Source organism: Arenibacterium sp. CAU 1754, assembly GCF_054482635.1.
In genome coordinates this window covers 116,430-129,642 of record NZ_JBTLRG010000003.1, presented here as the reverse complement: position 1 = coordinate 129,642, position 13,213 = coordinate 116,430, and the positions used below count along the sequence as shown (strand labels likewise).

Below are 13,213 nucleotides of genomic sequence, written 5' to 3'. Positions count from 1 at the left end.
GCAACCGGGCGGGCCGGATCTGGCCCGCCTGACCTGCCTGTGCTGTGCGAGGCCCGCAATTGAACGCTGAGATTTTTGCACCCTGGGACGATCCGGATCAGTCGCCGTTGATCCGGTTTCAGAACGTCACCAAGAAATTTGGTGAGTTCACGGCGATCGACAATCTGACACTGGATATTTACGAGCGCGAGTTCTTTGCCCTGCTGGGCCCGTCCGGGTGCGGCAAGACAACGATGATGCGTTTGCTGGCTGGGTTCGAAAACCCGACGTCGGGGCAGATCGAACTGTCCGGGCGCAATATCGTTCCGGTGCCGCCGAACAAGCGGGCGGTGAACATGATGTTCCAGTCCTACGCGTTGTTTCCGCATCTGACCGTGTGGGACAATATCGCCTTTGGCTTGCATCGCTCGTCCATGCCCAAGGCCGATATCAAGACCCGCGTCGAACAGATGCTGAAACTGACGCGGCTTGAGAAATTCGCCCGTCGCAAACCGCACCAGATTTCGGGTGGGCAACGGCAACGCGTGGCGCTGGCACGGTCGCTGGCCAAGGCGCCCAAATTGCTGCTGCTGGACGAACCGCTGGGTGCGCTGGACAAGAAACTGCGCCAGGATACCCAGTTTGAACTGATGGATATCCAGGAAAAGACCGGCACCACGTTCGTGATCGTGACCCACGATCAGGAAGAGGCAATGACCGTCGCCAGCCGCGTTGCGGTCATGGACGAGGGGCAGATCATTCAGGTCTCCACGCCGGACCGGATTTATGAAAATCCGAGTTCGGTCTACGTGGCCGATTTTATCGGGGACGTGAATATCATCGAAGGCCGGGCCGCCCCGCATGAGGACGGCCAGATCGAAGTGCACTGGGGCGAAGGCCAGCATCCGTTGATCGCAACCTCGGGCCAGACCTTTGACAAAGGGCAAACCTGTTATCTGGCGATCCGCCCGGAAAAGGTGATGATTTCGCAGGAACAGCCGCAAAGCGCCGATAATGTGTTGCAGGGCAAGATTCTGGATATTGCCTATCTCGGCAACCTGTCGACCTATCATGTCGAATTGCCCAACGGCACGATCATCAAGGCGCAGACCGCAAATACCCGCCGGATCGCCCGGCGCAGTTTCACATGGGAAGACCAGGTCTGGCTGTCATGGACAGCCACGGCCGGCGTCCTGCTGGCACGCTGATGCGGCGGGCTGTCCTGATCGCTATTCCCTATCTGTGGCTTTTGGCGCTGTTTCTGGTGCCCTTTGCCATCGTTCTCAAAATTTCGCTGTCCGACGTGGCGCTGGCGCGTCCGCCCTATTTTCCGCAGTTTGACTGGGCCGAAGGGATCGGTGCTTTTCTGGCCGAACTGGATTTCGAAAATTTCGCCTTTCTGACCAGCGATGATCTCTACTGGAAGGCCTATCTGAGCAGCCTGTGGATCGCACTGGTATCGACTTTTCTGACGCTTTGCATCGGGTATCCGATTGCCTATGGCATGGCCCGCGCCCCCGAGGAATGGCGCCCGACCCTGATGATGCTGATCATACTGCCGTTCTGGACCAGTTTCCTGATCCGCGTTTATGCGTGGATGGGCATCCTCAGCCAGGAGGGATTGATGAACCAGTTCCTGCTCTGGGCCGGCGTCATCAGCACCCCACTGACCATCCTGAACACCAACACCGCCGTCTATATCGGTATCGTCTACACCTATCTGCCATTCATGGTTCTGCCGATCTATGCCGCGCTGGACCGGATGGATGCGTCCCTGATCGAGGCCGCCGAAGATCTGGGATGTTCGCGGCTGACTGCGTTCTGGCTGATCACCATTCCGCTGTCGCGCAACGGCATAATCGCGGGGTGTTTCCTGGTTTTCATCCCGGCGTTGGGCGAATTCGTGATCCCGTCTCTGTTGGGCGGGTCGGGCACGCTGATGATCGGCAAAGTGTTGTGGGAGGAATTCTTTTCCAACAGGGACTGGCCGGTGGCCAGCGCGGTGGCGGTGGTTCTGCTCCTGATCCTCGTAATCCCCATTGTCCTGTTCCAGCGCAACCAGCAGAAACAGGCGGAGGCCGAACAATGATGCGCCTCAGCTGGTTCAACGTGGTGTCGCTGACGCTGGGGTTTGCGTTTCTTTACATCCCGATGATCATTTTGGTCGTTTACAGCTTTAACGAAAGCAAACTGGTGACCGTCTGGGCCGGGTTTTCCACCAAGTGGTACGGCGAGTTGCTCAAGAACGAGGCGTTCCTGAATGCGGCTTGGGTCACGATCAAGGTTGCGGTGTTTTCTTCGACCCTGGCGACGATTCTGGGCACCATGGCGGCCTATGTTCTAATTCGGGGCGGGCGGTTTTTCGGGCGCACCCTGTTTTCCGGCATGATCTATGCGCCGTTGGTGATGCCCGAGGTGATCACCGGCCTGTCCCTGTTGCTGCTGTTTATCGGCATCGGGTTAGAGCGCGGTGTTCTGACCATCGTTCTGGCCCATACGACGTTTTCGATGTGCTATGTCTCGGTCGTGGTGTCGTCGCGGCTGGCCACCTTTGACCGGTCACTGGAAGAGGCGGCGCTGGATCTGGGATGTTCGCCGTTTCAGGCCTTTCGCCTTGTGACGCTGCCGATCATCGCACCGGCGGTCATATCGGGCTGGCTGCTCGCCTTCACCCTGTCGCTGGATGATCTGGTGATTGCATCCTTTACAACGGGCCCGTCGGCCACGACCCTGCCGATCAAGATTTTCTCGGCCGTGCGGCTGGGCGTCAGCCCGGAAATCAATGCGCTGTCTACCATCATGATCGCGATCGTCACGGTTGGCGTGATTGCAACCTCTCTGATCTCGAAACAGAGCCTGATGCGCCAGAAACGGGATGAACAGGCCGCGGCACGGACCGCATGACGCGCATCTTTTCCGACCATGCCTATGGGCCGGGACCACGGCAGGGATGCTGGTGGGATGAAACCATTTCCGCGCCGGATTGGCCGGTTTTGGATGGCGATATGACAGTGGACGTCGCGATTGTCGGGGGCGGGTTTACCGGCGTTTCGGCCGCCTTGCATCTGGCCGAAAGTGGTGCGTCCGCGGCCCTGTTCGAGAGCGATACGCCCGGCTGGGGTGCGTCCGGGCGCAATGGTGGGTTCTGTTGTCTTGGCGGCGCCATGATCGAAAATGCGGCTCTGACCCGGAGGTTCGGCGCCAAAGACGCCGCCGCCTATTGGCAAGCCGAACGCGACGCGGTCACCCTGGTTGCGGACCTGTTGAAGCGGCACGCGATCAGCACCGACGTCCATTCAAAGGGCGAAACCATTCTGGCCCATCGCCCCAGGGATATGGAGGCGTTGCGCCGCAAGGCCGACGCAATGGCGCGCGACGCAGGCCCGCCGCCCGAATTGATCGAACCGGCGGATTTGCGCGGCCATGGCATGGGCGGACCGTTCCATGGCGGGCTGACCGTGCCGGTCGGATTTGCGCTGAACCCGCGAAAATATCTGTTCGGGCTGGCCGCGGCGGCACAGCGGGCCGGGGCGTTTCTGTTTCAGCAAACGAGGGTCACCTCCCTGTCACATCAGGCTGGTCGTGTCGTTCTTGGAACGCCACATGGGCGGGTGCGGGCCGGTCAGGTCGTCATCGCGACCAACGGCTATTCCAGCGAGGACATGCCTGGCGGGCTGGCTGGGCGATACATGCCCGCGCAATCCAACGTGATGGTCACCCGCCCGCTCAGCGACGCAGAACTGCAGGCGCAAGGGTGGACCAGCGGCCAGATGGCCTATGACACGCGCGGATTGTTGCACTATTTCCGGCTGATGCCGGACCGGCGATTCCTGTTCGGGATGCGCGGCGGGCTGCTGTCCTCTCCCGCGGCCGAGGCCCGGGCACGCGCTGCCACGCGGCGGGATTTTGACCGGCTGTTCCCCGCGTGGCGCCATGTCGAGGCGCCGCACATGTGGTCGGGCATGGTGTGCCTGTCGCGCAATCGCGTGCCGTTTGCCGGGCCGGTGACGGGTCAGCCGGGCGTCTTCGCCGGGATGGCCTATCACGGAAACGGGGTGGCGATGGGCAGCTTTACGGGCCGCTTGCTGGCGGATCTGGTGCAGGGACAGGACACCGTGCCGCGCGTGATGCGCCAGCCGCCGGGCCGGTTTCCGTTCGGGCGCGCGCGGCGCATCGTGATGCCGCCCTTTTACATCGCCCGCGCCCTGGGTGACCGCTAGGCGGCCTGTCATGTTGACAGCCGGGGGCGCATCGCCCAAGGCTCGGGCAAATACCGGTTTGAGGTAGAGCGTATGAAGATTGCAATGATCGGGACCGGCTATGTCGGGTTGGTGTCGGGGGTTTGTTTTTCGGACTTTGGGCATGACGTCATCTGCGTCGACAAGAACCCCGAAAAGATCGAGATGCTGCGCGCTGGCGAGGTCCCGATCTATGAGCCGGGCCTTGATCAGTTGATGGCCAAGAATGTCGAAGCGGGGCGGTTGTCCTTTTCGACCGATCTTCAGGCCGCGGTCGATGGCGCCGAGGCGATCTTCATTGCCGTTGGCACCCCAACGCGGCGTGGCGATGGGCATGCTGATCTGACCTATGTGATGGCGGCCGCCGAAGAAATCGCCCAGGCGATGACCGGCTATGCGGTGATCGTGACCAAATCGACCGTGCCGGTCGGCACCAATCGCCAGGTCAAGCAAACGGTCAGCAAGGCCAACCCGAAGGCAGAGTTTGATGTCGCGTCGAACCCCGAATTCCTGCGCGAAGGCGCGGCGATTGATGATTTCATGCGCCCGGACCGCATCGTCGTCGGCGTTCAGAATGACCGCGCCGCCGAGGTGATGAGCGAGATTTACCGCCCGCTCTACCTGCGCGATTTTCCGATCCTGACCACCGATCTGGAAAGTGCCGAGATGATCAAATACGCGGCCAACGCGTTTCTGGCGACCAAGATCACCTTCATCAACGAAATCGCGGCCCTGTGTGAACGCACCGGGGCCGATGTGAAACTGGTCAGTCAGGGCATGGGAATGGACGGGCGTATCGGGAACAAGTTCCTGCATGCCGGGCCCGGTTATGGCGGGTCGTGTTTTCCCAAGGACACTCAGGCCTTGGCCCGGATCGGGCAGGACCATGGATTGCCGATGCAGATCACCGAAACCGTCATCAAGGTAAACGATGAGGTCCGCCGCCGGATGATCACCAAGGTGACGGATATGCTGGACGGTAAGGTCGCTGGAAAAACCATCGCTGTTCTGGGTGTGACGTTCAAGCCCAACACCGATGACATGCGCGAGGCACCCTCGCTGACCATCATCCCGGCGCTGATCGGGGCGGGGGCAAAGGTGCGCGCGGTCGATCCCCAGGGCCACCGCGAGGCGGCCGATCTGTTGCCGGGGGTGAATTGGTTTGATGATGCCTACAAGGCTGCGCAAAACGCCGATGCGCTGGTCATTCTGACCGAGTGGAACGAATTCCGGGCGCTTGATCTGAAACGCTTGGCGCGGCGCATGGCGTTTCCGGCGCTGGCCGATCTGCGCAATATCTATTCCGTGCGCGATGCAAAACGGGCCGGGTTCCTGCGCTATGTCTCTGTCGGGCGGGCAGATCACGTGGCCGAGCCGCCCGCTGAAAAAGCCGACAGTTCAGACGAATGAGCGCCCGGGCAATCGCCCTGGACCCTGCGGTTCATGCGATTGCCTGCAAGTCTCCACAAAAGTCGGCCGACCTGGTCAGGTCGGTTCGCGCAACGCGGTGACGGATGTCGACAGAACGGCCTGTCCCCCTTCGAGGATCAGAATGACATTGGCACCTTCAATCTGGGCCTCGGTCACGCGCGCATAAACGGCCGCCGGGTCCGACAGGATCATCTCATCGTTCTTGTAGCTCTCGATGTGAAAACTGTAGGTGCCGCTGGCAAACGGCGCGCCGCTGTCGTCAACGCCGGCCCATTCCATCGGATCAGCGGAAACCGGAATGGAAAGGCGCTGTACCTCGACACCGCTGTCATCCTTTACGACCAGAAAGGCGCTGTCGGAGATGGCGGCAGGGTTCGGCGAAATGGTGATCGGGCTGCCATCAAAGCGCATCGGAGTGACGGCACGAGCCTCCATTCCGACCCAGGCCGAGAGAGAGGCCGCAGTCTGGCCGCCCAATTGACCGAAGAGGGCGGTCAGCGTGTCATTGGTCTGCACCTGTTGTTCGACCATCGAGAACTGCGCCAGCTGTGCGGCGTATTCGGTGGAATCGATCGGCTCCAGCGGATCCTGATAGCGCGCTTGCGCGGTCAGCATCTTCAGAAAGGTTTCGAAATCCGAACTGAGCGTGGGCGTGGCCCTATTCCCGGTCGCAGCGGAGGAAGGGGCCGCGGCGGCTGTCGCAGCGGACGTGGCGTTGGTAATCATGTCGGTTACAGCCTCAGATCAAGGCCCGCGGTGGCGGGGCGATTTTGGGGGAGTGGTGCGGATGATTCTTCGGCGTCAGCGATACTTACCGTGGCGCCTTGATCCTGTGAATTTGCGCCGTGGTCACCGGAGTGTCCCTGGTGAAATGCAAAGTCGATCGACTCATACCCGAGGTTTTTGAAATCCTGCGCCAGCTGATCGATGTGACGGCGCATCAGGTCCAAAGTGTCGGTGCGGTCAGTGGTGATAACCAGCGAAACGCCAGCGTCCGAGGTCGTCAGCGCCATCCGCACGCGGCCCAATTCTTCGGGGTTGAGCGAGATTTCAACCGGCTGATTGGGGGATCGTACCAGAATCTGTGCGGCTTGCGCGGTCGGGATGCGGTGCGGTTCGGCGCGCAGAGGGATCGCCTCGGTCGCGGCACCAGCACCGCTCGGCGGGTCGACTCGTTGCGCACTGGTCGGTTGAGGGTCCTGATCGGTGACCATCACCTCTGCCAGGGCCAGCTGGACCTCTGGACCGCTGTCCGGTGTCAGCAATGCGGACGCGGAAAACGGATGTATCGTGGCGGCCGACAGCGACCGGCCAATGGGGCCCACAACCTGCTGGGCGGCGGGGGGCGCAAAATTGCCTGTTGGCAGTGGTCTGCCGAACCATTCCGAAACCGTCCCGACACCTGTCAGTTCCTGGGTGGCGGTTTGGATCGCCGCAGAAACGTTGTTCGTTGGGGGCGGTGCTGTGTTGAGTGTTTCGATCTGCGCCCTGAGGGTCGGCCCGACCGTAGATTGCGCCGGTATTCTGGCAAGGGGGACCATGGGCACATCCGATTTCGGAGCGCCGCTCTTTCCGGGATCGGGCCGGGTGAGCGCACGTGGACCATCGCCGTTTTCATGTGATGCGGTGGCCTTGATTTTGTCAAATCGCCCGACGGACGGATCCGCTGGTAAGGACCTATTGTGCAGCCGCGCCACATCCAAACCTTGGGTCGACTGCAGTTTTTGGGCATTCGGCCCGTCGAGCCGATGGGTGGCGACAAGCGCCATCCCGACAGTGCCGCCATTCGCTGTCTCCTTCAACCGAGCCTCGACGTGGTGCTCAATTGCGCCTCTCGTCGTCAGCAAAGGACCCGAAACCTGCGCCCGGTTTTCCGATGTGGTCGGGGCCGGTGCGAGGGCAAAGGCCTTAACCCCGGCTGCAACCTGTGCGGCGGGCGGGACCAACAGAACGTCAGAGCGGTCATCCACCGCCATTTGCGCCGATGTATCGTCGTCGATGTCTGGATCGGGTGTTTCCGATTGTTCCGGCAAGGCACCTTCAATCTCATCGGGCGAATCGTCTGGGGCACCGGTTTCGGCCTGCGCCAAGGCCGCAGAATCGGCGGCATCAGGATCGCCCATTTTCTGAAAGACCGTCAGAAATGCCTGTTGCTGGTCCTGTGGGATCGCAGCCTTGGGGACATGTTGCGTCGCCGTCGGTGCGGCGTCGGCAGGAAGGACCAGAAGAGGAATGTTATGCATGGTGTCCCGGAATTCTATCGCGTTCCTGCTGAACATGACCGGGACGGGTTACCGTTATTTTAACCGAAAACGGGCCATGTTGAAAAAATCGCTGCAATTCGAGGCATCTCATGACCGTATCTCTTTCACCCCTTTCCTCCACGCCCGGCGGCCCGGTGCGCGCAGATCACGCTGCGTTGCGTGAGGCTGCTGTGGAACTTGAGGCCGCCTTTTTGGCCGAAATGCTGAAATCGGCTGGTCTTGGCCAAAGCCGTGCAACCTTGGGCGGGGGCGCGGGAGAGGACCAGTTCGGGTCCTTTCTGGTGCGCGCGCAGGCGACACAGATGGCCCGCGCAGGTGGCATCGGATTAGCCGAAACCCTGTTCAACGCCCTTTTGGAGACTGAAAATGACCGATGATGATGAAACGCTGAAGGCGATCGAAGAACTCGATCAGGTTCTGGATCAGGAACGCGAGGCACTGATTACGGGCGACCTCGATCAGTTGACTCGGCTGCTTGAACTGAAAGAGGCCTTGATCGATCAGATCAACGCCGAGGATTCGGTGCAAAAGGAACAGTTGGCCGAGGTGCAGGACAAGGTGACACGCAATCAGGCCCTCTTGCACAGCGCGATGGAAGGTATCCGCGCCGTTGCGGACCGTATGGCGGACCTGCGCCGGGTGCGGCAGGGGTTGGAAACCTATGATCGGACCGGCCGCAAGACCCAGTTCCCCACCCAGTTGCGGCGCAGTGTGGAAAAGCGGGCATAGGTCCGCGGTTTAGAAAAATGCGAAATATCCCGCAGATGTCCCTTAGCACTCCGTTAGCACTTGGCGGTCCATGTTGGCGCTGCATCTGAAAAACAGGTGGCGCGATACCGGACACCGGTCGATCGCATGGGTCAGAAAGACGTTTTGAGCCGCACGACGTGCGGCAGGTAACCGGGCTGAATTCGCCCAATGTCAAAGGATATGTGCTATGTCGAGCATTCTGACAAACAACAGTGCGATGGTTGCGCTGCAAACTCTGAAATCCATCAATTCGAACCTTGAAAAGACCCAGGACGAAATTTCGACCGGCAAGTCGATCGCCTCGGCCAAGGACGGATCGGCGGTCTGGGCAATTTCCAAAGTGATGGAATCGGATGTGTCCGGTTTCGAGGCTGTTTCGGACGCTCTTTCGTTGGGTGAATCCACCGTTGCCGTGGCTTCGGCCGGCGCCGAGCAGGTTGTGAACGTGCTGCAGGAAATCAAGCAGCTGGCTGTTTCCGCCAACAGCGAAAACGTCGATTTCGGCAAGGTGCAAGCGGATATTGATGAGCGTGTGGCCCAGGTCGCATCGATCATTTCGGCCGCGCAATTCAACGGTGCAAACCTGCTGGCCACCGATGTGGATGGCAACGGCGCCACCAGCCTGTCGATTGTATCGTCCCTTGATCGTGTTGGCGCCGCCGCACCGACAACCGCAACGATTAGCGTCGCGACGGTTGATTTCGAGGCTGACATTGATCTGGCGACCAACCTGACGGCCATTACGGATACGGCAACTGCCGCGACTGCGCTGGGTGAAGTTGAAACCTTCCTGCAGACGGCCATTGATGGCGCAGCTGCACTTGGGGCGTCGTCCAAGCGGATTGAAGATCAGAACAATTTCGTCAGCAAACTGTCTGACGCGATGAAGTCTGGTATCGGCGCCATGGTGGATGCCGACATGGAATCGGCCTCGGCGCGGCTTCAGGCATTGCAGACCCAGCAACAGTTGGGCGTTCAGGCTCTGTCGATTGCCAACCAGGCACCGCAGACCCTGCTGTCGCTGTTCCGTTAAAACTACTGGCCGGGGCGTCATGCGCCCCGGTCCTCGCCCCATTCCCCAACGCATGTGAGGTTTCAACGTGAACGCCCTTTCTCAGGCTCAACGCGCATATTCGGCCGTCTCGGCCCCGACGCGGACCGCCCGCAGCACGGAATACGAGGCCGTCGCCCGTATCACGCATCAAATGCAATCGGCCGACGCAAAGGGCAGTGCCGGGTTTACCGCCCTGGTCGAGGCCCTGCATGCCAACAAGAAGCTGTGGAGAATTTTCGCCATCGACGTGGCTGATGCCGCAAACCCGCTGCCCAAGGATCTGAAAGCGCGGATTTTCTATCTGGCGGAATTCACGCAACAACACACAAGCAAGGTTCTGGCCCGCCGGGAGAGCGTTGCGCCCTTGCTGGAGATCAACACGGCGATTTTGCGCGGTCTGCGCAGCGGCGGGGCGGCCTGAGATGGGCGGCCTTGTTCTGAAACTGGCGCCAAAGGAACGTGTCCTGGTCAACGGGGCCGTGATTGAAAATGGTGACCGCCGCAGCCGCCTGTCGATCATGACACCGGATGCCAATATTCTCCGCCTTCGTGATGCGATCCACCCGGAAGAGGCGACAACGCCTGTGCGCCGCGTCTGTTATGCCGCGCAACTTATCCTGACCGGGGACAGTGACCCCGAGGATGCGCGCCTGTCACTGTTGCGCCGGATCGAGGAATTGAGCCAGGTGTTCACCGACCCCGATAGCCGATCGTCTCTGGCCGAGGCGACCGAGGCGCTGATTACCGATCATCATTACCGGTGTCTCAAGGCATTGCGCAGCTTGCTGCCCCGCGAGGACCGGCTGATGGCGGCGCGCCCGTCATGAGTTTTGCGCCCGTCGTCCCAAGCCCCGGGCTGGCGGGGTGGACCTTTCTTCAGCGGACCTATGACACGCAGTTTGAGGCGTTCAACAAATCGCCCCTGCTGCAGCGGGACAGTGATTATTTTCTGGAGAACATCGGACAGGTCAAAACGGCCGAAGACCTGGTCAGCGATCGCCGCCTTCTAAGCGTCGCGCTTGGCGCATTTGGACTGCAGGATGACATCAATAACAGGTATTTCATCCGCAAGATCCTGGAAGACGGAACAACCAGCGATGATGCCCTCGCGAACAAGCTGGCCGATAACCGGTACAAGAAGTTGAGCGAGGCGTTTCGCTTTGGACCGGGGGAAATTCCCAACACCTCGCTGACCAGCAAGATGCAGGAGCTGGTCGGGCTGAATCGGATTCAATCCTTTGAAATCGCGGTGGGTGAGCAGGACGATACAATGCGGATTGCCTTGTTTGCGCAGCGCGAACTGTCGGACCTTGCACAGAAAGACATGAACGAAGATGCCATGTGGTTCAGCGTGATGGGCTTGAAACCCCTGCGTACGATGTTTGAAACGGCGCTGGGTCTGCCTTCGGCATTCGGTCAGATCGATATCGACAAGCAATTGGAGGTTTTCCGTGAGAGGACGCGATCAGTGACCGGCAACGCATCGATCAAACAGTTTTCCGATCCCGAGGCGCTGGAGCGGATGACCAACCTTTTTCTGGCCCGCTCCCAGATCCAGTCCCTGAACACGGCCAATTCTTCCAGCGCCAACGCCTTGGCGCTGTTGCAAGGGGCCGTTTAGCGGCCCTTTAATTTTCTTTGTCAAACATCCAGGGGAATTGTCAGCCCATCAATTCTGTGACCGGTCGAGTGGCCCCATGACGCGGCGCAGGATCAGATCGAGCCGATTGAAACTGTCCTGAATCGTCCCGGGTTCGCCGCGCGCGAAAAAACCATCAAGTTCAGGCCACAGGCGTACGGCCTGATCCAGTGTCGGATCGGCCCCTTCGGCGTAGAGACCGGCCTTGATCATCACCTCGGATTGCTCATAAGCGCCCAACAGTTTTCGCGCATCCGCGATCAGGCGGTTTTCGGCGTCACTGGCGGCATCGGGCAAGCTGCGCGAGACGGATTTGCCGACATCGATCGCGGGAAAGCGCCCCCGTTCGGCGATATCTCGGCTGAGAACGATGTGTCCATCCAACACGCCCCGCAGGATATCGGCAATCGGTTCATCCATGTCCGACCCGGCAACCAGAACGCTGTAAACGGCCGTGATATTACCTTTGTTCCTAGGACCCGGACCGGACCGTTCACATAGCGCGGTAATCAGCGGGTTGACCGACGGAGGAAAGCCGCGCAGCGCCGCCGCCTCGCCCGAGGCGACCGCGACCTCGCGGTGCGCCTCAGCAAATCGGGTGACCGAATCGGCGAGAAACAACACCTCCTGGCCCTGATCGCGAAAATATTCGGCCACGGTCATGGCCGACCACGCACAACGCCGCCGGGTCAGGGCCGACTGGTCGGACGTGGCGGCGACAACCACGGCGCGTTTCATCCCCTCGGGACCCAGAACGCGGGTGACGAAATCATTCACTTCACGCCCACGCTCGCCAATCAGGGCAATGACGACAACATCGGCCTGCATGTTCCGGGCAAGTTCAGCCAACAGGCGCGATTTCCCGACACCGGAACCGGCAAAGAGGCCCACGCGCTGACCCTGAACTACAGGAAGCAGGGTATTGAGAACCGCCAGCCCGGTGTTGATTCGCGCGCCCAGCGATTGACGCAACGTGGCGGGCGGGGGCGGTTGCAGGATATCCAGGGGTTGGGGGCCGCCCAACATCGGCTGGCCATCCAGCGGCGCGCCATAAGGGTCAATGACACGCCCCAACCAATGATCGGCAGGGGCAAAGCCGCTGGCCGGGTGCAGAACTGCCCGGTCATTCAGGGCAACCCCGTCGGGGGCGGTGTCGGGCAGCATGCTGACCAGATCATTTTCAATTTGAAGGACTTCGCCGCCCACGGGTGGCCCGGTTCTGCGCTGCAAAACCAGTCGATCGCCGATGCGGGCCATTTCCGACAGGCCGGAAAGCTGCAAAAGCCCGCCGTGAATCCCGCTGACCCGCCCTGCGGGACGGACCAGGCGCGCCTGTGAAAGTTCGTTTTTCAAAGTTGTCAGTTCTACCGGCATGGCCTGTGACCCTCCTAGGTGTCTGACAACGGTTTCTAAAGGAATCACAGTTAAGCCTTGATTGAAATTGATCGAGGGAGAAGCCCCGATGTTCTCGGACCTGAACGTTTTTAAACTGTCATATGCGATGGCGACCCATGCCGGGCAGCGCCAGGCGATCATCGCGCAAAATGTCGCGAATGCGGATACGCCTGGATACCGTGCACGGGATATCGCCGATTTCGACAGTGCCTATCGCGCCGGTGATGCGGCATCTGGCATGCGCGCCAGCCGCGCCGGGCATTTCAATGCCACGCCCGACACGATGAGTTGGGGCCAAATTACCCCGGATGGGCCAACCGATCCCAATGAAAACGCGGTGTCCGTCGAATTGGAGATGGTCAAAGGGGTCGAGGCAAAGCGCCAGCATGACAAGGCGCTGGCTATTTACAAATCCTCGCTGAATGTGCTGCGCGCCAGCCTTGGCCGAAGCTGAGGAGGGGCG

15 protein-coding genes are annotated in these 13,213 nt (G+C 60.5%); 12 read left to right on the top strand and 3 right to left on the bottom strand.

The annotated features are described in order from the left end of the window. The first annotated feature begins 59 nt into the window (after positions 1–59). From ACXYMO_RS13330 to ACXYMO_RS13310, 5 genes are all read left to right on the top strand, one after another. Positions 60–1,187, top strand: a complete 1,128-nt coding sequence (locus ACXYMO_RS13330) for an ABC transporter ATP-binding protein (protein WP_458879208.1) — start codon at positions 60–62, stop codon at positions 1,185–1,187. Beyond that, a complete protein-coding gene (locus tag ACXYMO_RS13325; RefSeq protein ID WP_458879207.1) occupies positions 1,187–2,068 on the top strand; it encodes an ABC transporter permease subunit in 882 nt (293 codons plus the stop codon). Before ACXYMO_RS13330 ends, ACXYMO_RS13325 begins: the two co-directional genes overlap by 1 nt. After that, on the top strand, positions 2,065–2,883 hold the full coding sequence (locus ACXYMO_RS13320; RefSeq protein ID WP_458879206.1) for an ABC transporter permease: 819 nt from the start codon (positions 2,065–2,067) through the stop codon (positions 2,881–2,883). Before ACXYMO_RS13325 ends, ACXYMO_RS13320 begins: the two co-directional genes overlap by 4 nt. Next, entirely contained in the window at positions 2,880–4,199 is a 1,320-nt protein-coding gene (locus ACXYMO_RS13315; RefSeq protein WP_458879205.1) for an NAD(P)/FAD-dependent oxidoreductase, read from the top strand. Before ACXYMO_RS13320 ends, ACXYMO_RS13315 begins: the two co-directional genes overlap by 4 nt. A gap of 72 nt (positions 4,200–4,271) precedes the next feature. Further along, a complete protein-coding gene (locus tag ACXYMO_RS13310) occupies positions 4,272–5,627 on the top strand; it encodes a UDP-glucose dehydrogenase family protein (RefSeq protein ID WP_458879204.1) in 1,356 nt (451 codons plus the stop codon). A gap of 75 nt (positions 5,628–5,702) precedes the next feature. On the opposite strand, the gene ACXYMO_RS13305 is transcribed toward ACXYMO_RS13310, so the two are convergent. Next, on the bottom strand, positions 5,703–6,374 hold the full coding sequence (locus tag ACXYMO_RS13305; protein ID WP_458879203.1) for a flagellar hook capping FlgD N-terminal domain-containing protein: 672 nt from the start codon (positions 6,372–6,374) through the stop codon (positions 5,703–5,705). Between the two features lie 5 nt (positions 6,375–6,379). Next, positions 6,380–7,891, bottom strand: coding sequence for a flagellar hook-length control protein FliK (locus tag ACXYMO_RS13300; protein WP_458879202.1), 1,512 nt, complete (start codon positions 7,889–7,891; stop codon positions 6,380–6,382). A gap of 110 nt (positions 7,892–8,001) precedes the next feature. Between ACXYMO_RS13300 and ACXYMO_RS13295 the strand changes: the two genes are divergently transcribed. From ACXYMO_RS13295 to ACXYMO_RS13270, 6 genes are all read left to right on the top strand, one after another. After that, complete coding sequence (locus ACXYMO_RS13295) at positions 8,002–8,289, top strand: rod-binding protein (RefSeq protein ID WP_458879201.1); 288 nt, start codon at positions 8,002–8,004, stop codon at positions 8,287–8,289. After that, positions 8,279–8,641: a flagellar export chaperone FlgN gene (gene flgN, locus ACXYMO_RS13290; RefSeq protein ID WP_458879200.1), complete on the top strand. Its 363-nt coding sequence runs from the start codon at positions 8,279–8,281 to the stop codon at positions 8,639–8,641. Before ACXYMO_RS13295 ends, flgN begins: the two co-directional genes overlap by 11 nt. A 208-nt stretch (positions 8,642–8,849) precedes the next feature. Further along, the gene (locus ACXYMO_RS13285) at positions 8,850–9,695 is read left to right on the top strand and encodes a flagellin N-terminal helical domain-containing protein (RefSeq protein ID WP_458879199.1); all 846 of its coding nucleotides are present in this window, start codon (positions 8,850–8,852) and stop codon (positions 9,693–9,695) included. 67 nt (positions 9,696–9,762) lie between these two features. After that, a complete protein-coding gene (gene flaF, locus ACXYMO_RS13280; RefSeq protein ID WP_458879198.1) occupies positions 9,763–10,137 on the top strand; it encodes a flagellar biosynthesis regulator FlaF in 375 nt (124 codons plus the stop codon). 1 nt (position 10,138) lies between these two features. Then, positions 10,139–10,543 (top strand): flagellar biosynthesis repressor FlbT, encoded by a 405-nt coding sequence (flbT, locus tag ACXYMO_RS13275; protein WP_458879197.1) that lies wholly within the window; start codon positions 10,139–10,141, stop codon positions 10,541–10,543. After that, positions 10,540–11,337 (top strand): DUF1217 domain-containing protein, encoded by a 798-nt coding sequence (locus ACXYMO_RS13270; RefSeq protein ID WP_458879196.1) that lies wholly within the window; start codon positions 10,540–10,542, stop codon positions 11,335–11,337. Before flbT ends, ACXYMO_RS13270 begins: the two co-directional genes overlap by 4 nt. A 48-nt stretch (positions 11,338–11,385) precedes the next feature. Here the strand turns inward: ACXYMO_RS13270 and ACXYMO_RS13265 are convergent, their stop codons facing one another. Beyond that, positions 11,386–12,729, bottom strand: coding sequence for a FliI/YscN family ATPase (locus ACXYMO_RS13265; protein WP_458879195.1), 1,344 nt, complete (start codon positions 12,727–12,729; stop codon positions 11,386–11,388). Between the two features lie 88 nt (positions 12,730–12,817). Here ACXYMO_RS13265 and ACXYMO_RS13260 point away from each other — a divergent pair, with 88 nt between their 5' ends. Next, positions 12,818–13,204, top strand: a complete 387-nt coding sequence (locus ACXYMO_RS13260; protein ID WP_458879473.1) for a FlgB family protein — start codon at positions 12,818–12,820, stop codon at positions 13,202–13,204. The last annotated feature ends 9 nt before the right edge of the window (positions 13,205–13,213 follow it).